The organism is Erwinia sp. Eh17-17 (assembly GCF_039675725.1).
Taxonomy (GTDB): Bacteria; Pseudomonadota; Gammaproteobacteria; order Enterobacterales; family Enterobacteriaceae; genus Erwinia.
Map to the genome: position 1 here is coordinate 218,936 of NZ_JBDFQT010000001.1, position 22,588 is coordinate 241,523.

21 protein-coding genes are annotated in these 22,588 nt (G+C 56.8%); 10 read left to right on the top strand and 11 right to left on the bottom strand.

Translation table 11 applies throughout. From position 1 onward, the window contains the following. The first annotated feature begins 34 nt into the window (after positions 1 to 34). Entirely contained in the window at positions 35 to 1,117 is a 1,083-nt protein-coding gene (locus ABEH87_RS00940) for an iron ABC transporter permease (RefSeq protein ID WP_346573096.1), read from the top strand. After that, on the top strand, positions 1,117 to 1,902 hold the full coding sequence (locus ABEH87_RS00945; protein ID WP_346573098.1) for an ABC transporter ATP-binding protein: 786 nt from the start codon (positions 1,117 to 1,119) through the stop codon (positions 1,900 to 1,902). The genes ABEH87_RS00940 and ABEH87_RS00945 overlap by 1 nt, the downstream gene beginning before the upstream one ends. An 88-nt stretch (positions 1,903 to 1,990) precedes the next feature. Here the strand turns inward: ABEH87_RS00945 and fghA are convergent, their stop codons facing one another. From fghA to ABEH87_RS00960, 3 genes are all read right to left on the bottom strand, one after another. Beyond that, complete coding sequence (gene fghA, locus ABEH87_RS00950; RefSeq protein ID WP_346573100.1) at positions 1,991 to 2,833, bottom strand: S-formylglutathione hydrolase; 843 nt, start codon at positions 2,831 to 2,833, stop codon at positions 1,991 to 1,993. An 11-nt stretch (positions 2,834 to 2,844) separates the two neighbouring features. Beyond that, complete coding sequence (locus ABEH87_RS00955) at positions 2,845 to 3,972, bottom strand: S-(hydroxymethyl)glutathione dehydrogenase/class III alcohol dehydrogenase (protein ID WP_346573102.1); 1,128 nt, start codon at positions 3,970 to 3,972, stop codon at positions 2,845 to 2,847. A gap of 61 nt (positions 3,973 to 4,033) precedes the next feature. Next, positions 4,034 to 4,912 (bottom strand): LysR family transcriptional regulator, encoded by an 879-nt coding sequence (locus ABEH87_RS00960; protein ID WP_346573104.1) that lies wholly within the window; start codon positions 4,910 to 4,912, stop codon positions 4,034 to 4,036. 101 nt (positions 4,913 to 5,013) lie between these two features. On the opposite strand from ABEH87_RS00960, the gene ABEH87_RS00965 reads away from it, so the two are divergent. The 7 genes from ABEH87_RS00965 to mglC all read left to right on the top strand — a co-directional run bounded on the left by ABEH87_RS00965 (position 5,014) and on the right by mglC (position 13,295). Continuing rightward, positions 5,014 to 6,147, top strand: a complete 1,134-nt coding sequence (locus ABEH87_RS00965) for a YbfB/YjiJ family MFS transporter (protein WP_346573106.1) — start codon at positions 5,014 to 5,016, stop codon at positions 6,145 to 6,147. Between the two features lie 126 nt (positions 6,148 to 6,273). Continuing rightward, positions 6,274 to 6,939 carry a GTP cyclohydrolase I FolE gene (gene folE / locus ABEH87_RS00970; RefSeq protein ID WP_346574535.1) on the top strand — a complete coding sequence of 222 codons (666 nt, stop codon included), beginning with the start codon at positions 6,274 to 6,276 and terminating at the stop codon, positions 6,937 to 6,939. A 41-nt stretch (positions 6,940 to 6,980) separates the two neighbouring features. Then, positions 6,981 to 8,141, top strand: coding sequence for a DUF418 domain-containing protein YeiB (gene yeiB / locus ABEH87_RS00975; RefSeq protein WP_346573108.1), 1,161 nt, complete (start codon positions 6,981 to 6,983; stop codon positions 8,139 to 8,141). 154 nt (positions 8,142 to 8,295) lie between these two features. After that, on the top strand, positions 8,296 to 9,336 hold the full coding sequence (gene galS, locus ABEH87_RS00980; protein ID WP_346573110.1) for an HTH-type transcriptional regulator GalS: 1,041 nt from the start codon (positions 8,296 to 8,298) through the stop codon (positions 9,334 to 9,336). Positions 9,337 to 9,656: 320 nt separating this feature from the next. Continuing rightward, complete coding sequence (gene mglB / locus ABEH87_RS00985) at positions 9,657 to 10,652, top strand: galactose/glucose ABC transporter substrate-binding protein MglB (protein ID WP_062742875.1); 996 nt, start codon at positions 9,657 to 9,659, stop codon at positions 10,650 to 10,652. A gap of 92 nt (positions 10,653 to 10,744) precedes the next feature. Continuing rightward, positions 10,745 to 12,265, top strand: coding sequence for a galactose/methyl galactoside ABC transporter ATP-binding protein MglA (gene mglA, locus ABEH87_RS00990; RefSeq protein WP_346573113.1), 1,521 nt, complete (start codon positions 10,745 to 10,747; stop codon positions 12,263 to 12,265). 19 nt (positions 12,266 to 12,284) lie between these two features. Beyond that, positions 12,285 to 13,295, top strand: a complete 1,011-nt coding sequence (mglC, locus tag ABEH87_RS00995; protein WP_346573114.1) for a galactose/methyl galactoside ABC transporter permease MglC — start codon at positions 12,285 to 12,287, stop codon at positions 13,293 to 13,295. A gap of 98 nt (positions 13,296 to 13,393) precedes the next feature. Here the strand turns inward: mglC and sanA are convergent, their stop codons facing one another. The 6 genes from sanA to metG all read right to left on the bottom strand — a co-directional run bounded on the left by sanA (position 13,394) and on the right by metG (position 20,314). Continuing rightward, complete coding sequence (gene sanA, locus ABEH87_RS01000) at positions 13,394 to 14,107, bottom strand: outer membrane permeability protein SanA (protein WP_346573116.1); 714 nt, start codon at positions 14,105 to 14,107, stop codon at positions 13,394 to 13,396. Between the two features lie 144 nt (positions 14,108 to 14,251). Further along, a complete protein-coding gene (locus tag ABEH87_RS01005) occupies positions 14,252 to 15,949 on the bottom strand; it encodes an NAD-dependent malic enzyme (RefSeq protein WP_346573117.1) in 1,698 nt (565 codons plus the stop codon). 126 nt (positions 15,950 to 16,075) lie between these two features. Further along, positions 16,076 to 16,966 carry a cytidine deaminase gene (gene cdd, locus ABEH87_RS01010; protein WP_346573119.1) on the bottom strand — a complete coding sequence of 297 codons (891 nt, stop codon included), beginning with the start codon at positions 16,964 to 16,966 and terminating at the stop codon, positions 16,076 to 16,078. Between the two features lie 123 nt (positions 16,967 to 17,089). Then, positions 17,090 to 17,782 (bottom strand): CidB/LrgB family autolysis modulator, encoded by a 693-nt coding sequence (locus tag ABEH87_RS01015; RefSeq protein ID WP_346573121.1) that lies wholly within the window; start codon positions 17,780 to 17,782, stop codon positions 17,090 to 17,092. Beyond that, positions 17,775 to 18,170, bottom strand: a complete 396-nt coding sequence (locus tag ABEH87_RS01020; protein WP_346573123.1) for a CidA/LrgA family protein — start codon at positions 18,168 to 18,170, stop codon at positions 17,775 to 17,777. The genes ABEH87_RS01015 and ABEH87_RS01020 overlap by 8 nt, the downstream gene beginning before the upstream one ends. Before the next feature lie 113 nt (positions 18,171 to 18,283). Continuing rightward, positions 18,284 to 20,314: a methionine--tRNA ligase gene (gene metG, locus ABEH87_RS01025; RefSeq protein WP_346573125.1), complete on the bottom strand. Its 2,031-nt coding sequence runs from the start codon at positions 20,312 to 20,314 to the stop codon at positions 18,284 to 18,286. 185 nt (positions 20,315 to 20,499) lie between these two features. On the opposite strand from metG, the gene apbC reads away from it, so the two are divergent. Further along, on the top strand, positions 20,500 to 21,612 hold the full coding sequence (gene apbC, locus ABEH87_RS01030; protein ID WP_346573127.1) for an iron-sulfur cluster carrier protein ApbC: 1,113 nt from the start codon (positions 20,500 to 20,502) through the stop codon (positions 21,610 to 21,612). A gap of 66 nt (positions 21,613 to 21,678) precedes the next feature. Here apbC and ABEH87_RS01035 read toward each other — a convergent pair whose 3' ends face one another. Both ABEH87_RS01035 and ABEH87_RS01040 read right to left on the bottom strand, forming a co-directional pair. After that, complete coding sequence (locus ABEH87_RS01035; protein WP_346573128.1) at positions 21,679 to 21,927, bottom strand: hypothetical protein; 249 nt, start codon at positions 21,925 to 21,927, stop codon at positions 21,679 to 21,681. 39 nt (positions 21,928 to 21,966) lie between these two features. Next, positions 21,967 to 22,584 carry a TRIC cation channel family protein gene (locus tag ABEH87_RS01040; protein ID WP_346573130.1) on the bottom strand — a complete coding sequence of 206 codons (618 nt, stop codon included), beginning with the start codon at positions 22,582 to 22,584 and terminating at the stop codon, positions 21,967 to 21,969. Positions 22,585 to 22,588 lie beyond the last annotated feature (4 nt).

The window sequence follows — 22,588 nt, forward strand, 5'->3', positions numbered from 1 at the left end:
AGCGGCATAAAAAGACATTGAGCAGGTATTGATAATGAGTGTATCCGGGGAATCTGTGCAGCACGCTGCGAGCGTCGCGCCTGAAGGGGCGATGGGGCGCTATCACCAGCTGCTGCGTCACCGACTGTTGATTATGGCCGTGCTGGTACTGGCGATCCTGGCCTCACTGATACTGGACTTTACCCTCGGTCCGTCCGGGCTGTCTTTATCGGTGCTGTGGCAGACGCTACTGTCGCCGGAGTCGGTGGATGCCGGAACCCGGGTCATCGTCTGGGACATTCGTCTGCCCTATGCGTTGATGGCGGTGGTGGTCGGTCTTGGGCTGGGCCTGGCCGGTGCGGAAATGCAGACCATCCTCAATAACCCGCTGGCCAGCCCGTTTACGCTCGGCGTGTCGTCTGCGGCAGCCTTTGGCGCGGCGCTGGCGATTGTGCTCGGCATCGGTATTCCGGGCATTCCCGACCAGTGGTTTATCTCCGCTAATGCCTTTGTGTTTGCGCTGGTGGCCGCGCTGATGCTGGATGCGGTGACGCGCTGGACGCAGGTCTCTACATCGGGCGTGGTGCTGTTCGGTATCGCGCTGGTCTTCACCTTCAATGCGCTGGTCTCGATGATGCAGTTTATCGCCAGCGAAGACACCCTGCAGGGGCTGGTGTTCTGGACGATGGGCAGCCTGGCGCGCGCCTCGTGGGACAAACTCGGCGTTCTGTGCGTGGCTTTGGTGATTCTGGTGCCTTTCTCGATGCTCAGCAGCTGGAAACTGACGGCGCTGCGGCTGGGTGAAGATCGTGCGGTCAGCTTCGGTATTGATGTTCGCCGCCTGCGCCTGGTGACGCTGCTGCGCATCAGCGTGATCTCCGCGCTGGCGGTAGCCTTCGTCGGTCCGATTGGTTTTATCGGCCTGGTCGCCCCGCATATCGCCCGCATGATTTTTGGTGAAGATCACCGCTTCTATCTGCCGGCCAGCGCCCTGACCGGCGCGCTGGTGCTGTCGATGGCATCGGTCGTGTCGAAGAACCTGATCCCTGGCGTGATCATTCCGGTAGGTATTGTGACCTCTCTGGTGGGGGTACCGTTCTTCCTGAGTATTATTCTGCGCCACCGGGGGACTGTCTGATGCAGGGACTGAAAATTAACGGCTTTAACGCCGGTTATCCTAAACGCCAGGTGATCGGCAACCTGAATGTGCCGCTGCTGCCGCGCGGGAAAATTACCGTGCTGCTGGGGCCAAACGGCTGCGGCAAGTCAACGCTGCTGCGTTCCCTGGCCGGGCTTAACCGTGCCCAGGGCGAGCTGTGGCTCAACGGTGAAGACCTGATGACGCTGCCGTTTGCCCGCCGCGCCTCACGCGTGGTCTATCTGCCGCAGTCGCTGCCTGCGGGCGTACATCTGCACGTGCTGGAGTCGATTATTGTGGCGCAGCGCGCCAGCGGCGGGCGCAGCAACGCCAGCAGCGAAGCCGAAGTGATGGCGCTGCTGGAACAGTTGGGGATTGCGCATCTTGCGCTGAGCTATCTTGATCAGCTTTCCGGCGGGCAGAAGCAGCTGGTCGGGCTGGCGCAGTCGCTGATCCGTCGCCCGGAGCTGCTGCTGCTGGATGAACCGCTCAGTGCGCTGGACCTGAATTATCAGTTTCACGTAATGGATCTGGTGCGGCGTGAAACCCGCCTGCGTAACATTGTCACGGTGGTGGTGGTCCACGATATTAATATCGCGCTGCGCCACAGCGAACACGTCCTGATGCTGCAAAACGGTGAGCTGATTGCGGATGGTTTACCGGAAGAGGTGATTACCCCGGACAGTCTGGCGCGGGTGTATGGCGTCAAAGGGCGGATTGAGCGCTGTTCGCAGGGCGTGCCGCAGGTGCTGATCGATGGTCTGGTGGAATCACCGGCGTTTTGATGCAGGGGCGACCGAAACAGCAGGTCCCCCGTCATGGCCGACCCTCTGTTTCGGTCGGCCTTTACTGGCCTTCTGTCCCGGCCCTTTTTTATGCCAGCAGGTGCCTGGCGTGGAAACGCAGATGGTCTTCCACAAAGCTGGCGATAAAGAAGTAGCTGTGATCGTACCCCGGCCGAATCCGCACGGTTAACGGGTAGTTCAACTCTTCTGCCAGCGCTTCCAGCCGCTCCGGGCGCAGCTGGTCGGCAAGGAACTGATCGCTGTCCCCCTGATCGACCAGCATCGGCAGCTGCGCGCCGCCGTTGCGCATCAGCCAGCAGCTGTCGTACTGCTGCCAGCTGCTGATATCGTCACCCAGATAGGCGCGGAACGCTTTCTGTCCCCATGCCACTTCCAGCGGGTTCACAATCGGCGCGAACGCCGAGGCGGAGCTGAACTTGCCCGGATTACGCAGTGCAATCATCAGAGCACCGTGCCCCCCCATCGAATGCCCCATAATCGCCTGACGATCGCTGACGTTGAAATTACCGGCAATCAGGGCAGGGAGTTCGCTGTTGATGTAATCATACATGCGAAAATGTTCAGCCCACGGCGCTTCGGTCGCATTCAGGTAGAAACCTGCGCCCTGACCGAGGTCGTAGCCTTCGTCATTGGGCACGTCTTCTCCACGCGGGCTGGTATCCGGCATCACCAGAACCAGACCGAGTTCGGCCGCCACGCGCTGCGCGCCGGACTTCACGCTGAAGTTTTCGTCGCTACAGGTCAGGCCCGCCAGGAAGTACACCACCGGCGGTGGCGTACTGCTCTTTGGCCCTGGCAAAAAGATACTGAAGGTCATCGCACAGTTCAGGCTGACGGACGGGTGGCGATAGCGCTGCTGCCAGCCGCCAAACAGGCGATGTTCTTCCAGGAGTTCCAGAGTAGATGGCATCCTTTCCTCTCTTATTTTTTAGCGAAATGCACCACGGAACGGATCGACTTTCCTTCATGCATCAGGTCGAACGCCTCGTTGATCTCTTCCAGCGCCATGGTGTGAGTAATGAAGTCGTTGAGCTGGAACTCTCCGTTCATATAGCGCTCCACAATGCCCGGCAGCTGCGAACGGCCTTTCACGCCACCGAAGGCAGAGCCGCGCCAGACGCGCCCGGTCACCAGCTGGAACGGGCGGGTGGCGATCTCTTCACCGGCACCGGCCACGCCGATAATCACGGATTCGCCCCAGCCTTTGTGGCAGCATTCCAGCGCTGAACGCATTACGTTGACGTTACCGATACATTCGAAGGAGAAGTCGACGCCGCCGTCAGTCATCTCAACGATCACGTCCTGAATCGGCTTATCGAAATCTTTCGGGTTAATCAGGTCGGTGGCACCCAGCTTACGGGCCAGGTCGTATTTGCTGGTATTGATATCAATCCCGATGATACGACCCGCTTTCGCCAGTTTTGCCCCAATAATCGCCGACAGGCCGATGCCGCCGAGGCCGAAGATCGCCACGGTATCGCCTTCTTTCACTTTGGCCGTATTGGTCACGGCACCCATGCCGGTGGTAACACCGCAGCCCAGCAGGCACACTTCTTCCAGCGGCGCTTCTTTACTGATTTTTGCCAGCGAGATCTCAGGGATAACGGTGTATTCAGAGAAGGTCGAGGTGCCCATGTAATGGAAAATGGGCTGGCCGTCTTTGAAGAAACGGGTGGTGCCGTCTGGCATCAGACCTTTGCCCTGGGTGGCACGGATGGCCTGGCACAGGTTGGTTTTGCCGGACAGACAGAACTTACACTTACCGCATTCCGGGGTATACAGCGGGATCACGTGGTCGCCCACGGCCACGCTGGTCACGCCTTCACCGATGGCTTCCACCACGCCGCCGCCTTCGTGGCCGAGCACCGCAGGGAACACGCCCTCAGGATCTTTGCCCGACAGCGTGTAGGCATCGGTGTGACAGACGCCGGTGGCGACGATGCGCACCAGAACTTCACCTTTCTGCGGGGGCATCAGGTCGAGTTCTTCAATTTTCAGTGGTTCACCAGGGCCCCAGGCGACGGCGGCTCGTGTTTTAATCATCTGCATGTGTTGCTCCTGTCATTCGGAATTGTGTAATAAGCGTAACCAGGCTTGACGAAAACAGCAGTTAATCGCTGGACTTCTCATCAAATTGTTCAATAATCAGATACTTCAGTGCCTCGACGTTGGGCGTAAACGCATCCCGCCGCCAGACCAGTCGGGTGTCAGTCTTGCGCAGCGCAGGCGGCAGCGGGTGCTGGCGTACGCGCTCATGGCCCGGCATCTGGGCCAGCACGGCTTCAGGCAGCATCGCCAGCCCTGACCCGCTGGCGACGCAGGCCAGCATGGCGTGGTAAGACTGAATTTCCATCACGCTGCCCGGCTGGACGCCCGCTTCACGGAACCAGTTCTCAAAGCGGGTGCGGTAAGAGCAGCCGGGGCGAAAGGTAAACAGCGTGCTGCCTGCGGCATCGTCCGGGGTGACTATCGGAGCATGTTCCCGGCTGGAAATCAGGATCATCTGCTCCTGAAACGCCACGCAGCTGTTCAGCTCGTCGCCGCTGACCGGGCCATCGGCCAGCGCTGCACCGAGCGTGCCGATGCGAACTTTTTCGATGATTTCGGCAGAGGTGCCGGTACTGAGCGCCAGGTTCACGACCGGATAGCGCTGGTGAAACTCGGCCAGCAGCAAAGGCAGGCGCGTGGCAGCGGTGCTTTCCATCGACCCCAGGGCAAAGTTACCGGCGGGTTTGCCGCCGTGCGCCATGTTCAGCGCCTCTTCGCTCAGGGCGAGAATGCGCTGCGCGTAGCAGAGAAAGTTGTGGCCCATCGGGGACAGGCGCAGACGTTGCTTTTCGCGAATAAACAGATCGGTGCCCAGCTCTTCTTCCAGCTGACGCAGGCGCGTGGTGAGGTTCGATGGCACCCGATGTAACTGCTCCGCCGCCCGCACCACGGAACCGCTGTCGGCCACCGCGCAGAACATTTTAAGTTGAGTCAGATCCATTTGTTCTCTTATTGTAAGCAACTTCGTTAGTATTATTCACTTTTTGTGATTCTAACCATCACTCATGCTGATGGCAACTTAAAATCGGCCGGGAGTTTAAAATGGCAGTACGTGTTGCGTTGTGTGCTTTTCTGGCGCTGGTGGTGGCGATGGGCATCGGGCGCTTTGCTTTTACTCCGCAGGTGCCCCTGATGATTGGTGAGCACCAGCTCTCACTCACCAGTGCGGCGGTGGTGGCGGCGCTGAATTATCTTGGCTACCTCTGTGGTTCATTTGATGCCATGCGCGCCACCCGCCGCGTCGAATGGCGTTTGCAGGCCGGCGTCTGGGGGGCAGTAGCGCTGACGCTGCTGTCGGCATGGGTTTCCGGCCCGTGGCAGCACGGTGTGGTACGTTTTCTTATCGGCTGGGCCAGCGGCTGGGCGATGGTGCTGATTGCGGCGTGGAGCAACGAGCAGCTGCATCGTCATCAGCGCCCCGGACTGAGCGCAGCGGTGTTTGCCGGTCCGGGCACCGGAATATTTCTCAGCGGCATGCTGGCGGTGTGGCTGCACAGTGAACAGGTCAGCGCGGCCTGGGCCTGGGTCGCTTACGGCCTGCTGGCGCTGGTGCTGGTATTGGTGATTGCCCGTACGCTGCCGCGCAGCGGGCAGCTGCATCGCCCGGAAACGGCACCGGAGCCGCTGCGCCTCACCGCAGGCCTGAAGCGGCTGGTCTGGAGCTACAGCCTGGCCGGGTTTGGTTACATCCTGCCCGCGACTTTTCTGGCGCAGATGGCCACCACGCGTTTTCCCGGCCTGATTAGCCAGTTTGTCTGGCCGGTGTTCGGCGGCGCGGCCGTGGTGGGGATTGTCACCGGCATCCTGACCCGTCACCTGGGGAACAGCAACCGTCGTCTGGCGCTGGTGCTGTGGGTACAGGCAGTCGGGGTGTTTGCATCAGATATCATCCCCGGTCTGGGCGGGCTGGCGCTTGGGGCCGCGCTGGTCGGCGGCGGGTTCCTCTGCGTGGTGCAGCTCTCTCTGCAATATGCCCGTGAGCTGGCTCCGCTGCACACGCGTTACCTCGCCGGACTGCTGACTACCGGTTATGCCATTGGTCAGCTGGTGGGGCCGCTGCTGTCGGCGATCTCCACCGCACTGACGCACCGGCTGGAACCGGCGCTGTATGTGGCGGGGGTCGCGCTGCTGGTCGCAGGCCTGCTGGTGTGGCGGCGTGAGGAGCCGGCTGAATGAAACGGTTTCATCGCCAATTAAATTGATTCACTGGATTACACTCGCAATGTGTACCAAAATAGCGCCTCAGAATTCGCCAGGACTGTTTATCCTGGCATGTCACACCCTGCCGGAGAAGAGAAACATATGGCGACGTTAAGTCAGGAAGCCACACTGGTTCACGAGGCGCTGGTTGCCCGCGGCCTGGAAACCCCACTGCGTTCACCCGTACGTGAAATGGACGATGACACGCGCAGGCAGCTGATCGCCGGTCATATGACCGAGATTATGCAGCTGCTGAATCTCGACCTGGAAGATGACAGTCTGGCTGAAACTCCGCAGCGGATCGCGAAAATGTATGTCAATGAGGTGTTTTCCGGGCTGGACTACGCTAACTTCCCGAAAATCACCGTCATCGAAAATAAGATGAAAGTGGATGAGATGGTGACGGTCCGTGACATTACGCTGACCAGCACCTGCGAGCATCACTTTGTGATTATCGACGGCCAGGCAACCGTGGCCTATATCCCGAAAGAGAAAGTGATTGGTCTGTCGAAAATCAACCGTATCGTGCAGTTCTTCTCGTCGCGCCCGCAGGTGCAGGAAAGACTGACGCAGCAAATCCTCGTGGCGTTGCAGACCCTGCTGGGGACCAGCAACGTGGCGGTATCCATTGATGCGGTTCACTACTGCGTTAAGGCGCGCGGTATTCGCGACGCGACCAGCGCCACCACCACCACCTCGCTGGGCGGGCTGTTCAAGTCCAGCCAGAATACCCGTCAGGAATTCCTGCGTTCGGTACGCCATCGTTAATATTCAGGGTCAGGATGTCTGGCCCCTACAGGATAGCCGTCATGCCCCGTATTGTTCCGCTGGATTTTGTGCGTGGGATGGCGATCCTCGGCATCCTGCTGCTGAATATTACCGCCTTCGGATTGCCGAAGGCCGCCTACCTCAATCCTGCCTGGCAGGGTCTGCCGTCACTCTCTGATTTTCTGGTGTGGGCGACCATGGACCTTTTCGCCCAGGCAAAATTCCTGACGCTGTTCGCCATCCTGTTTGGTGCCGGGTTGCAGCTGCTGCTGCCGCGCGGCAAGCGCTGGATACAGTCGCGCCTCTCCTGGCTGGTCATTTTCGGCTTTCTGCACGCTGCGCTGCTGTGGGAGGGCGACATTCTGCTGGCCTATGGTCTGACCGGGCTGGTGGCCTGGCGCATGATCCGCGATGTTGCCACTACCCGTCAGTTGTTCAATACCGGGGTGATGCTGTATCTGATTGGCAGTGCGGTGCTGGTGGTGTTGGGCATGGCGTCCGGCCCGAATCCGAACAGCTCGTGGCTGCCCGGCGCCGCCGACGTACAGTATGAAACCTTCTGGCGCACTCAGGGTGGCTGGGAAGCCGCGATAAATCGCCTTGATATGCTCGGTTCGGCGCTGATGGCGCTGGCGGCACAGTATGGCTGGCAGCTGGCCGGGTTGATGATGCTGGGTGCCGCACTGATGCGTTCGGGCTGGCTGCGCGGCAGTTGGAGCGTGCAGCACTATCGCCGCACCGGGGCGCTGCTGGTGATGCTGGGCATGCTGATTGAGGCCACGTCAATTGCGTTACAGTGGCACGTCAAATGGGACTTCCGCTGGGCCGGTTTTTTCCTGCAGGTCCCACGCGAAATCAGCGCGCCCTTACAGTCGCTGGGCTATGCCGCACTGTGCTTCGGCTGGTGGCCGCAGATCCAGCGCTGGCGTCTGAGCCGCGCCGTGACGTCAGTGGGCCGCATGGCGTTAAGCAACTATCTGTTACAGACCCTGATCTGTACCACATTGTTTAACCACTTCGCGTTGTTTAACCACTTCGATCGCCTGCAACTTCTGCTGATTGTCCCGCTGGTCTGGGCCTGTAACCTGCTGTTTTCCGTCTGCTGGCTGCGTTTCTTCCGCCAGGGCCCGGTCGAGTGGTTGTGGCGGCGTCTTACCGGTGCCGGAGTGAAACAGGAGGATCGAACACTCAGCGGAAGATGATATTCGTCACAAAGGTTACAAATTTGTATGTAACCGTTTTCAAGCCTGTGACGGAATTCACGTAGCCTGCGGCTGCCGCCTGACAGAATAGACGCCAGAATGCGTCTGGGTCAGGAAAGGCTATGCAAAAATTAAGCTTCTGTGGTGATCGCCGATGATTACCATTCGTGATGTCGCCCGTGAGGCGGGCGTTTCCGTGGCGACCGTCTCCAGGGTGCTGAATAACAGTGCCGCGGTGACCGGTGACACGCGCGAGACCGTTCTGAAAACGGTTGCACGACTCGGCTACCGCCCCAATGCCAACGCGCAGGCGCTGGCCACTCAGGTCAGTGACACCATTGGCGTGGTGGTGATGGACGTGTCCGATCCCTTCTTTGGCGCGCTGGTGAAAGCGGTTGATACCGTGGCCCAGCGCCTGCAAAAACATGTGCTTATCAACAACTCCTATCACCAGGCGGATAAAGAGCGCCACGCCATCGAAGTGCTGATTCGTCAACGCTGTAACGCACTGATTGTCCACGCAAAAGCCCTGGGTGACCAGGAGCTTGCCTCGCTGATGCAGCAGGTTCCCGGCATGGTACTGGTCAACCGTATTGTGCCCGGCTTTGCCCATCGCTGCGTCTGTCTGGACAACGTCAGCGGTGCGCTGATGGCGATGCGTATGCTGCAACAGCACGGGCATCAGCGCATTGGTTACCTCGGTTCTGTACATCCGATTGAAGATAACGACCAGCGGCGTGACGGCTGGGCGCAGGCGCTGAGCGAGCAGGGCGTCACGCCAGTCGAGAGCTGGTGTGCCGCCGGTGAGCCGGATTTACAGGGCGGTGAGGCGGCCATGGTCGAGCTGTTGGGGCGTAATCTGCATCTGACGGCGGTATTTGCCTATAACGACAGCATGGCGGCCGGGGCACTGGCCGCGCTGAAAGATAACGGCATCGCGGTGCCGCAGCAGCTGTCCGTGGTGGGTTTCGACGACATTCCTATCTCGCGCTACACCGACCCACAGCTGAGCACGGTGCGCTACCCGATTGTTTCTATGGCTAAACTGGCCACCGAACTGGCGTTAAAAGGGGCCGCTGGCGAGCTGGACAGCAGCGCCCGTCACTGCTTTATGCCCACCCTGGTACGGCGGCATTCCGTTGCAACCCGACAAAATGTGGCGGCCGTCACTAACTCAGGCGAATCTGAGATGTAACCGTTTCCAATCTGTGAGTAAATTCACAGTTAATTAACAACGCCTTCTCTATGATGACAGCGTCCTACAGGGTTTGAAACATTATGTAACGGCAGTTGAGCCTTTTATGATGGTACTTTTGCCGCCCTGTGAAACAGTTTCACACACACAGCATTCAGGAAGCATTCCGTACAGGGAAGTCGGGTTTGATGTTAACCATTGTCGGTGCCGCTGATCCTGGAATTAACCTTTCGCGTCACCGCCACCCAACTGATCGCTCCGTATCTGGTCATCTGCCGGTACGCGGCGTTGAGTACTACCCTACAAAAACCGGAGATACCATGAATAAGAAGGTTTTCACTCTCAGCGCCCTGGTGGCCACCATGCTGTTTGGCGCAACTGCTCAGGCAGCTGATACCCGTATCGGCGTCACCATTTACAAATACGACGACAACTTTATGTCCGTCGTGCGCAAGGATATTGAGAAAGAAGCCAAGAACAACCCAGGCGTTCAGCTGCTGATGAATGACTCGCAGAACAGCCAGTCAACGCAGAACGACCAGGTGGACGTTCTGGTTGCTAAAGGCGTGAAAGCTCTGGCAATCAACCTGGTTGACCCGGCGGCTGCCGCAGTGGTGATCAGCAAAGCAAAAGCGAATGACATCCCGGTGGTGTTCTTTAACAAAGAGCCAACGGCAAAAGCGCTGGCCAGCTATGACAAAGCTTACTATGTTGGCACCGACTCGAAAGAATCCGGCGTGAAGCAGGGCGAGTTGATTGAGAAACACTGGAAAGCGAACGCGGCCTGGGATCTGAACAAAGATGGCCAGATTCAGTTCGTTCTGCTGAAAGGCGAGCCGGGTCACCCGGATGCGGAAGCGCGTACCAAATACGTGATCGATACGCTGAACAAAGACGGCATCAAAACTCAGCAGCTGCATCTGGATACCGCCATGTGGGATACCGCCCAGGCGAAAGACAAGATGGATGCCTGGTTATCTGGCCCGAACGGTAACAAAATTGAAGTGGTTATCGCCAACAACGATGCGATGGCAATGGGTGCAGTTGAAGCGCTGAAAGCCCACAACAAGTCATCTGTTCCGGTGTTTGGTGTGGATGCCCTGCCAGAAGCGCTGGCGATGGTGAAATCTGGTGCAATGGCCGGCACCGTGCTGAATGATGCGAAAAACCAGGCAAAAGCGACGCTGGATATGGCGATCAACCTGGCGGCGGGTAAACCTGCTACCGAAGGCACCGATTATAAACTGGACGGTAAAGTCGTCCGCGTTGCCTATGTACCGGTCGATAAAGACAACCTGGCAGACCTGCCGAAATAAGTACAATCTGATACGGGTGCTGATTTTCAGCACCCTTTTTCAGGCGTTGAGTCAGGGTGACCTGACTCCACACCACTCAGCCGGGTAGAAATATGGGCAGCGATAACGTGCAAACACAGCGCGAATTTTTACTGGAGATGACCGATGTCAGTAAGTCATTCCCCGGTGTAAAAGCGCTCGATAATGTTAATTTAAAAGTCCGTCCACATTCGATTCATGCCCTGATGGGAGAGAATGGTGCCGGAAAATCAACACTCTTAAAGTGCCTTTTTGGCATTTACAGTAAAGATGCGGGGAGCATTCTTTTTCAGGGCGAGGAAGTTAATTACAAGAGCTCCAAAGAGGCGCTGGAAAATGGCGTGTCGATGGTGCATCAGGAATTAAACCTGGTTCTGCAACGTACGGTAATGGATAACATGTGGCTGGGCCGTTATCCAAAGAAAGGCTTTTTCGTCGACCAGGATAAAATGTATCGCGATACTAAAGCGATCTTCGACGAGCTGGATATTGATATTGACCCACGGGATAAAGTAATTTCGCTTTCTGTTTCGCAAATGCAGATGATCGAAATTGCCAAAGCATTTTCCTATAATGCAAAAATTGTCATTATGGATGAGCCGACCTCATCCCTGACGGAAAAAGAAGTGAACCATCTGTTTACGATTATTCGTAAGCTGAAGGATCGCGGCTGCGGAATTATTTATATTTCGCATAAAATGGAAGAGATTTTCCAGCTGTGTGACGAAATTACCATCCTGCGCGACGGTCAGTGGATTGCCACTCAGTCCCTTGAAGGGCTGGATATGGATAAGATCATCTCCATGATGGTGGGACGTTCGCTGAATCAGCGCTTCCCGGATAAAACCAACGTGCCGGGTGAAACCATCCTTGAGGTACGTAATCTGACCTCGCTGCGTCAGCCGTCGATCCGTGATATCTCTTTCGATTTGCGTAAAGGGGAAATTCTCGGTATTGCGGGCCTGGTCGGAGCAAAACGTACCGATATCGTTGAAACTCTGTTTGGTATACGCGAAAAATCGGGCGGTACGATTAAGCTGCACGGTAAATCGATTAATAACCACAGCGCTAACGAAGCGATTAATCATGGCTTCGCGCTGGTCACGGAAGAGCGTCGTTCTACCGGGATTTACGCGTACCTGGATATTGGTTTTAACTCGCTGATTTCAAATATCAGCAAGTATAAAAACAGTATCGGCCTGCTGGATAATAGCCGGATGAAGAGCGACACCCAGTGGGTGATTGACTCCATGCGGGTAAAAACACCGGGTCACCATACGTCGATTGGCTCTTTATCTGGTGGTAATCAGCAGAAAGTGATTATCGGTCGTTGGTTATTAACCCAGCCGGAAATACTGATGCTCGACGAACCCACGCGTGGTATTGACGTGGGGGCGAAATTTGAAATCTATCAGTTGATTTCAGAACTGGCGAAGAAGGGTAAGGGCATTATTATTATCTCTTCTGAAATGCCAGAGTTGTTGGGCGTTACCGATCGTATTCTGGTAATGAGTAATGGCCTGGCTGCAGGCATTGTCGAAACGAAGACAACCACGCAAAACGAAATATTGCGTTTGGCATCGTTGCACCTTTAATGATGTAAGGGCTGTTACTATGAAAGCAGTGAATAAGAAAAGTGCACTCACCTGGTTGAAAGAAGGTGGGATTTATGTGGTGCTGATGGTATTACTGGCCATCATTATTATCCAGGACCCAACGTTTTTAAGTTTAATGAACCTGAGTAACATCCTGACTCAGTCCTCAGTGCGCGTGATTATTGCGCTGGGTGTTGCTGGTCTGATTGTCACCCAGGGCACGGATCTGTCAGCAGGGCGTCAGGTGGGTCTGGCCGCAGTGGTTGCCGCAACGCTGTTGCAGGCGATGGACAACGCTAACAAGGTGTTCCCGCATCTGGAAACCATGCCGATTGCGGTGGTGATTGCCATTGTCTGTGCGATTGGTGCACTGATTGGTCTGATTAACGGCGTGATCATTGCTTACCTGAAGGTGACGCCATTTATCACCACGCTCGGTACCATGATCATCGTTTACGGTGTTAACTCACTGTATTACGACTTCGTGGGCGCTTCGCCGGTAGCGGGCTTTGACGAGAAATTCTCGACTTTTGCTCAGGGCTTCCTGCGTCTTGGTGATTTCAAACTGTCGTACATTACCTTCTACGCGATTATCGCCATCTTCGTGGTGTGGATCCTGTGGAATAAAACACGCTTCGGTAAGAACATTTTTGCCATCGGTGGTAACCCGGAAGCGGCGCGCGTCTCTGGCGTTAACGTGCCGTGGAACCTGATTCTGGTGTATGCATTATCCGGTGTGTTCTACGCCTTTGGCGGGATGCTGGAAGCGGGCCGTATCGGCTCTGCCACCAACAACCTCGGCTTTATGTATGAGCTGGATGCGATTGCAGCCTGCGTGGTCGGCGGCGTGTCGTTTGCCGGTGGTGTGGGTACGGTAGCAGGCGTGGTGACCGGGGTAATTATCTTCACCGTCATCAACTACGGTCTGACCTATATCGGCGTTAACCCTTACTGGCAGTACATCATCAAGGGCGGCATCATCATCTTCGCGGTAGCGCTGGATTCCCTGAAGTACGCACGTAAGAAATAATTTTACCCTGACCGTTCGGGTCGGCCAGACAGGTCGGCCGGAAAAGGTGACGAAGGGAAAAGAGTTGAGGGGCCGACCGCTTTTGGGGTTGGCCCTTTTTATTTCTTCTGCTGAATATCCAGCAGCTGCTCTGGCGTCACCGCCGGATAACTCTGGGCATCTTCCGGGACTTCATGGCGCGCCGGGATTGGCACCAGCGGGCCGAGGAAGCGCGGCTCTCGCTTCATAATATACAGATCGGCCAGCGCGCCCAGACGGGCACCCACTTCACGCATCCGCACGCTCCACATATTTTTCGGTGAAGGCACGGCGTAACACTGGGCCTGAATCCCCATATGCAGGGCAATAAACAGCGCCCGCTCGCAGTGGAAGCGCTGAGTGATAATGATGAAGTCGTTGGTATCAAAAACCTTACGGGTGCGTACTATCGAGTCGAGCGTGCGGAAACCGGCGTAATCCAGCACGATATCTGACGGATCGACGCCGGCGGCGATTAAATCGCGGCGCATCGTCATCGGTTCGTTATAGCTTTGCTGGGCGTTATCGCCGCTCAGCAGCAGATAATTCACCTTGCCGCTGTTGTAAGCGTTGATCGCTCCCTGCATGCGGTAGAGGTAATACTGGTTAATCACGCCGGTGCGGTAATATTTAGCCGTACCCAGCACCACACCGACCTGACGATGGGGTAATGACTTCATATCATCATAGACGTAGGGTGCGGTTTTCCAGCTGATCCAGCGATCGAGCCCAAGCGCGGTCAGAACCACCAGGGTGATGATGATGATCAGACCATAAGTCAGGCGTTTCAACATGCTGAACGGTGCTCGGGTTGCCGGGGGAAAGTGGCATCAAGGCTACTTGAGGCGGGGGAGTGAAGCAAGTAACAGTGTGTTGAATGGTTTGTTTTCACACAATCCCCCTTCCTCACCGGCACGGCGGGGAAGGGGGGATGAGGCTTAAATTGAGGTACGACGATAGTTACGATACTGCGGCAGCCAGAAGTTGGCCGCAATGGCTTTTGACAGCACATCTTCAGAAGTAACTACGGCAACGCCTGCCAGCTGCGCAGCTTTACCGACCGCCATCGCAATCAGTTTTGACACGCCCTGAATGTCTTTCACTTCCGGCAGCACCGGGCCAAAGCCGTCATTGACCAACGGTGAGCAATCCGCCAGCGCACGGCTTGCTGCCATCAGCATGCTGTCCGTCACGCGGGTAGCACCTGAAGCAATCACGCCCAGACCAATGCCAGGGAAGATGTACGAGTTGTTGCACTGGGCAATCGGGTAGGTTTTATCTTTCCAGACCGCCGGAGAGAACGGGCTGCCCGTCGCCACCAGCGCATTACCGTCGGTCCACGCCATAATATCCTGCGGAGTAGCTTCCACGCGTGAAGTCGGGTTCGACAGCGGCATGATAATCGGACGGGCACAGTGCTTATGCATCTCGCGCACGATCTCTTCACTGAACAGACCCGGCTGGCCGGATACGCCAATCATAATGTTGGGTTGGGCATTACGCACCACATCCAGCAGTGACAGCGAATCACTGCTGCTGTCCCAGCTCGCCAGGCTCTCACTTTTCTGTACCAGCCTGCTCTGGAAGTTCAGCAGATTTGGCAGCTTGTCGGTCAGCAGACCAAAGCGGTCAACCATGAATACACGTGCGCGGGCTTCTTCATCGCTCAGGCCTTCCGACTTCATCTGCGCAATAATCTGCTCGGCAATGCCACACCCGGCAGAACCGGCACCGAGGAACACTACCTTCTGCTCACACAGCTTGCTGCCTGCGGCGCGGCTGGCAGCAATCAGGGTGCCCAGCGTAACCGCCGCCGTGCCCTGAATATCATCATTAAAGCAGCACACTTCATCGCGGTAACGTTCCAGCAGCGGCATGGCATTTTTCTGGGCGAAGTCTTCGAACTGCAACAGCACATTCGGCCAGCGGCTTTTCACCGCATTGATAAACTCATTGACGAAGCTGTCATACTCTTCGCCAGTGATGCGCGGATGACGCCAGCCCATATACAGCGGGTCGTTCAGCAGCTGCTGATTATTGGTGCCGACATCCAGCACGACCGGCAGGGTATACGCCGGGCTGATGCCGCCGCAGGCGGTATAGAGTGAAAGCTTACCAATAGGAATGCCCATGCCGCCAATGCCCTGATCGCCCAGTCCGAGAATACGCTCACCGTCGGTCACCACGATCACTTTCACATTCTGCTTAGTGGCGTTCTGCAGCATATCTTCGATATTGGCGCGGTTCGGATAAGAGATAAACAGACCGCGTGCGCGACGGTAAATTTCTGAGAAGTGCTCACAGGCGGCACCCACGGTTGGGGTGTAGATGATTGGCATCATCTCTTCCAGATGATTGTCGAGCAGACGGTAGAACAGGGTTTCGTTGGTGTCCTGAATATTGCGCAGGTAGACGTGTTTATCGTTATTGTTTTTGAAGTCCTGGAACTGACGCCATGCGCGCTCTGCCTGCTCCTCGATGCTTTCTACCGTTTCTGGCAGCAGGCCGTTCAGGTTGAAGTCATTTCGCTCTTCAATTGAGAACGCACTGCCTTTGTTCAGTAGGGGGAATTCCAGCAGGATCGGGCCAGCATAAGGGATGTACAGCGGTCGTTTACTTTCGTATTCGAGTTCCATGAATTCATACTCTATTAGGATCGGGATGTTGTGGGGCCAATCCTAAAATAATTCATCTGAAAGTACAGCTTTTGTTAACACGCAATAACAAAAGCTGCGATCTTTCTCGAATTACAGTGACTTTCCTTACGCCTTAACCAGTGCAACCGTACTGAAATGGGTGCAACCCAGCGCGGCCAGGGTCGCAGCGGTAGCACTTTGCTGGCTGAGGGCGGCGTCCGGCGCTTCGGCCAGAACGGCGCGCTGAATAGTACTCAATGCATGGCCGCTCAGGTTAAGCAGGTTCAGTGCGCCCTGCAGCGGTGGCAGGCTGGGGTTAAAGGCGGCATTCTCCGCATAGCGCCCGGCGAAGAGGCTGCCGCCGGTGGTTTGCAGTGCGACGCCGCTCCAGGCTTTGCTGTAAGGCGCGTGGCTGCGGCTGGCGGCGGCCACTGCGGCCTGTTCCAGCGCATCACCCGTGGCGCTGAAACCGTGATCGATATCGTCCATCAGCAGCGTGGTGATGGCCAGGTCGCGCGGCCCGAAGGAGTCCGGCAGGTAGTGGCCCAGCGTGGCGGCGGCGCGGCCAGGCAGTTCGATGGTCAGCCCGCTGCCGCTGTTCAGTTCATTCATAAACTGACGGCAGTGACCGCAGGGGGTGTAGTTCACGGTAATGCTTTCCAGGCTGCTTTCGCCGCGCAGCCAGGCGTGGGTAACGGCACTCTGCTCAGCGTGAACCGTCTGCTGCATGGTCGCCCCGGAAAACTCCATATTGGCGCCAAACCACAGCGTTCCGCTTTTACCTCGGGCGATGGCCCCGACCTTAAAGTCAGACAGCGTTGCCACGGCGCAGGCGGCGGCCAGCGGCAGCAGGGCAAAGGCCAGCTCGCTGTCGTCGAGCCCGCAGTGTTGTTTCAACTGCTGTGCCTGGCTGGCGGTGATAAATCCGGCAAAATCGTCAGCGGATATTATCGGCTGAAGGGCATTCTGTAGCAGATCAGGAAGTGTGGCAAATGCCTGCTGGTAACGTGGGTGCATAGTGAGCCTCTCGCAAAAAGCAGCCCATGCTAGCGGGCCGGCAGCCAGTTATATGTGATCTAAATCTCTCTATCAATGTAATAAATGAAATTGATCAGCAAATTGCGAGACTTATCGCAAGTTTTAGCCCCAGAGCGCCATCAGCAGAGGGAAAATGAACGGCGCCAGCAGTGAAGTAATAATGCCGCACAGCACCAGCGCCAGCGAACTGAACGCACCTTCCTGATAGTCGAGTTCGGCCGCTCTGGCGGTGCCCAGCGCGTGCGAGGCATTGCCAATCGCCAGCCCGCGTGCGGATTTGCTGCGCACCCGCAGCAGATTAAGCAGCATATGGCCGAAAACGGCGCCCAGCACTCCCGCCAGCAGTACGCAGATGGCGCTGATGGCCGGAATGCCGCCAAGCGTCCCTGACACCGCCATGGCAATCGGCGTGGTGACCGACTTCGGCAGCAGCGTGGCGGCAATTTGCGGCGTTGCTCCCAGCCACAGAGCAATGGCCGTACCGGACACCATCGCCGTGATACTGCCGACAAAGCAGACGCTGATAATCGATTTCCAGCGCGCGCGGATCTGATGCATCTGCTCGTAGAGCGGCAGTGCCAGCGCTACAACGGCAGGCTGAAGCAGATCGTTAAGCAGGGCGCTGCCCTGGAAGTAGCGCGTGTAGGGCATTTGCAGCAGCAGCAGTAGCGGGATGATGACCGCCATGGCAATCAGCAGCGGATTGACGATCGACATTTTGGCTCTGGCTGCCAGTTTGCGCGCCGCGAGGAACACCAGAATAGTCAGCGGCAGGGACCACCAGATATCACTCATCCTGCGCTCCTGTTCGCCGCTGGTGGCGGTCGTTAAGGCGCTGCGACATCAGCCCGATGGTGACCAGCACCACCAGGGTACTGACCACACAGGAGATAACGATCGGGCCAAACTGCGCGGTGAGGATATCCATATCGTTCATCACGCCAACGCTGATGGGGACGAACAGCAGCGCCATATAGCGGATCAGCAGATGACAGCCGGGTTTTACCCAGTGAACAGGGAGAAGCTGAAAGGCAAGGAGAGCAAACAGCATTAACATGCCAAGGATACTGCCGGGGATAGCGACCGGCAGCAGGGCAGAGAGGCCACGCCCGGCATAAAGGCACAGATAAATAATGATGAAGGCGCGGAGATATTGCCATAGCGTAACGAGGGCGGTATGCATTCAGTGTCCTGAACAGTAGGGGGCGACCCTTTTGCGGTCGCCCCGTGCAGATGACTGACATCTTAACAACGGATTGACCGGTAAAGAAGGTCAACCCCTACAAAGCACGGTGGTTATTTAACCTGCTGGCCTGGCTGTGCGCCGCTGTCCGGGCTGAGCAGGAAAATGTCTTTGCCACCGGGACCTGCCGCCATCACCATGCCTTCAGAGAGACCGAAGCGCATTTTACGCGGTGCCAGGTTCGCGACCATGACCGTCAGACGGCCTACCAGCACGGACGGGTCCGGGTAAGCGGCACGAATGCCGGAGAACACGTTACGCTTTTCACCGCCCAGATCGAGTGACAGACGCAGCAGCTTGTCGGAGCCTTCGACAAATTCCGCGTTCTCAATCAGCGCAATGCGCATATCCACTTTGGCAAAATCGTCAAAGGTGATGGTGTCCTGAATAGGATCGTCCGCCAGCGGGCCGCTGGCTGGGGCTTTCGCCGCCGCCGCATCCTCTTTCGAGGCTTCGATCAGCCCGTTCACTTTATCCATCTCAATGCGGCCATACAGCGCTTTAAAGGGGGCAATGGTGTGGTTCAGCAACGGCTGTTCGATACCGTCCCAGCTCAGTTCCTGATTCAGGAACGCTTCACAGCGTTCGGTCAGGGATGGCATTACCGGTTTCAGCCAGGTCATCAGCACGCGGAACAGGTTGATGCCCATCGAGCAGATGGCCTGAAGGTCGGCATCGCGGCCTTCCTGCTTCGCCACCACCCACGGCGCCTGCTCGTCCACGTAGCGGTTAGCGACGTCGGCCAGCGCCATAATTTCACGCACCGCACGGCCAAACTCGCGGCTGGCCCAGGCTTCACCAATGCTGGCTGAGGCATCGGTAAAGGTGTTGTACAGCGCCGGGTCGGCCAGTTCAGCGGAGAGCTGCCCGCCGAAGCGTTTGCTGATAAAGCCCGCGTTACGCGATGCCAGGTTGACCACTTTGTTCACGATATCGGCATTCACACGCTGCACGAAATCTTCCAGGTTCAGGTCGATATCGTCGATACGTGAGGAGAGCTTCGCCGCGTAGTAGTAACGCAGGCTGTCGGCATCCAGATGTTGCAGCCAGGTGCTGGCTTTAATAAAGGTGCCGCGCGATTTTGACATTTTCGCGCCGTTAACCGTGACGTAACCGTGAACAAACAGGTTGGTCGGCTTGCGGAAATTGCTGCCTTCCAGCATTGCCGGCCAGAACAGGCTGTGGAAATAGACGATATCTTTACCAATAAAGTGGTAGAGATCGGCATCGGAATCTTTCTGCCAGAAGGCATCAAAGTCGATGTCGCCGCGCTTATCGCACAGGTTCTTGAAAGAGCCCATGTAGCCGATTGGCGCATCCAGCCAGACGTAAAAATACTTGCCTGGCGCACCGGGGATCTCGAAGCCGAAATACGGCGCATCGCGTGAGATGTCCCACTGTTGCAGGCCGGATTCGAACCACTCCTGCATTTTATTCGCAACCTGCTCCTGCAGCGCGCCGGAGCGGGTCCAGGCCTGCAACATCGCGCTGAACTCTGGCAGATCGAAGAAGAAATGCTCAGAGTCACGCATCACCGGCGTGGCACCGGAAACCACGGATTTCGGGTCGATTAACTCTGTCGGGCTGTAAGTTGCTGAGCAGACTTCACAGTTATCGCCGTACTGATCGGGCGCTTTACATTTCGGACAGGTGCCTTTGACGAAACGATCGGGCAGGAACATGCCTTTTTCCGGATCGTAGAGCTGAGAAATGGTGCGGTTCTTAATAAAACCGTTCTCTTTCAGGCGAGTATAGATCAGCTCAGACAGCTCACGGTTCTCTTCGCTGTGCGTCGAGTGATAGTTGTCATAGCTGATATCAAAACCGGCAAAGTCGGTCTGATGTTCCTGACTCATATCGGCAATCATCTGCTCCGGCGCAATGCCCATCTGCTGAGCTTTCAGCATGATTGGCGTACCGTGTGCGTCATCCGCACAGATGAAGTAAACCTGGTTGCCGCGCATTCGCTGGTAACGGACCCAAATATCTGCCTGGATATGCTCGAGCATGTGGCCGAGATGGATGGAGCCATTAGCGTACGGCAGTGCGCACGTTACCAAAATTTTTTTCGCGACTTGAGTCATAGGGAGAGTTAGCTCATTCCTGTTGAAAAGGGGGTTTAGATGGTAACCGATTGCCGGACCCTGCGTAAACAAGGGCTTGGGCCGCTGATGGATTTTTCCTGCGGTTGACGTCAGCCTGAGTCAGAATCTGATATGCTTCAGGCTATCAGTACCGACAGAACCACCAGCATAATCAAGGAATCCAGATGACTTCACAATCCCAGGGAAATCATTCCCCTGAAGCGCTGCGCGCTATCGTGATGGGCGTGCTGAGCACGTTCGGGCATCCTACTTTGCAGCATAACCTGACCACGCTCAGGGCGCTGCATCACTGTGCCCTGATGGACAATACCCTGCATATTGAACTGAGTATGCCTTTTGTCTGGCAGACCCCGTTCGAGGCGCTGAAAGCCAGCACCAGTGCCGAACTGCTGCGTCTGACGGGCGCAGCGGCCATCGCCTGGCGTTTAACGCTCAACGTGGCGACGCTGCAACGGGTTAAAAACCGGCCGGGCGTCAACGGTGTGAAAAACATTATTGCCATCAGCTCCGGCAAAGGCGGGGTGGGAAAATCGACCACGGCAGTCAACCTGGCGCTGGCGCTGGCGGCCGAAGGGGCGAAAGTCGGTCTGCTGGATGCGGATATTTACGGCCCGTCCATCCCGGATATGCTGGGCGTTGAAGACCAGCGTCCCACCTCGCCGGACGGAACGCATATGGCCCCGATCATCGCTCACGGCCTGGCGACCAACTCGATTGGCTATCTGGTGACAGAGGACAACGCCATGGTGTGGCGCGGGCCGATGGCAAGCAAGGCGCTGATGCAGCTGTTAAATGAAACGCTGTGGCCGGAGCTGGATTATCTGGTGCTGGACATGCCGCCGGGCACCGGTGACATTCAGCTGACGCTGGCGCAGAACGTGCCGGTCACCGGCGCGGTGGTGGTCACCACGCCGCAGGATATTGCGCTGATTGATGCCCGCAAAGGCATCGTGATGTTTGAAAAAGTGAATGTCCCGGTGCTGGGCGTGGTGGAAAACATGAGCATGCATATTTGCAGCGAGTGTGGTCACCATGAGGCGATCTTTGGCACCGGCGGCGCGGAAAAACTGGCGCAGCAGTACCATACCCAACTACTGAGCCAGCTGCCGCTGCATATCAGCCTGCGCGAAGATCTGGATAACGGAGAACCCACGGTGATCCGTCGGCCTGAAAGTGAGTTTACCGGGCTTTATCGCCAGCTGGCGAACCGCGTGGCGGCGCAGCTTTACTGGCAGGGGGAAGTGATCCCGGAAGATATCGCGTTCCGCGCGCTGTAATTGCTGGCGGGCCGTCACAAAAGGCCCAGGGGCCGACCCTTTTCGGGGCGGCCCGCTGTTGGCGGGTTACGCCAGCCGCACGTGCCTCTGCTGAAACCCGTCCACCATCGAATAGTCAAAATCAATTTTCCCCGCATCAAACAGCTGATTAATCAGGGTGAAATCATTATCGGGCGTGACATTGCAGCGGTGGTTAAGCAGGGTGTCCTGGAGAGTAAACGCCGCATCGCCACGCGCGATACGTTTCAGGTATTGCAGCATCTCGTAAGCGTTTTTACTCACGCCAGCCTGTTCGTGAAGGGGTCTGCTGTTCATCCTGGTTTCTGCTGCCATTCTCTGTAGACGAAAACGGCATTATAGCCCGTTGTGTTTAATCGAGGGCAAGCCGATTTTATATTTCAGTGAAATCAGCCGTATCAGGGTGCAGGTCGCCACCGCCACCCAGGCACTGACTGACTGCGGCACCAGCCCGGCAGAACCGCACAACTCCAGCGCTGCGCCTGCCGCCGCCGCACTGGCATAAATATCCTGGCTGAAGATACCGGGGGGTTTGCCGGTCAGCAGATCGCGCAGGCAACCCCCGCCTGATGCGCTGACGCAGCCCAGCAGAATCGACAATTCAACATTATGGCTATATTGCCAGGTTTTATTGGCGCCGAACGCGGCAAAAAAACCCAGTCCCAGCGCGTCAAAAAACAGCGTGGCTTTCTCAAAAGAGAGGATAACCCGCTGAAAAAAGGAGACACAGACCAGCGCGGCAACAATAGCCAGCAGACAAGGGATGCTGGTCAGGCCCGCAGGGGGCAGGTCAGAAATGCAGATATCACGTATGACGCCGCCCCCGACGGCGGTCACGGTGGTGAGAGCAAAGACGCCAAAGAAGTCAAAATCTTCTTTTACCCCGGCCGTCGCCCCGCTCAGCGCGAAGGCAAAGGTGCCCATCAGGTCGACAAAATCAAAAGCCGTTAACATCTCT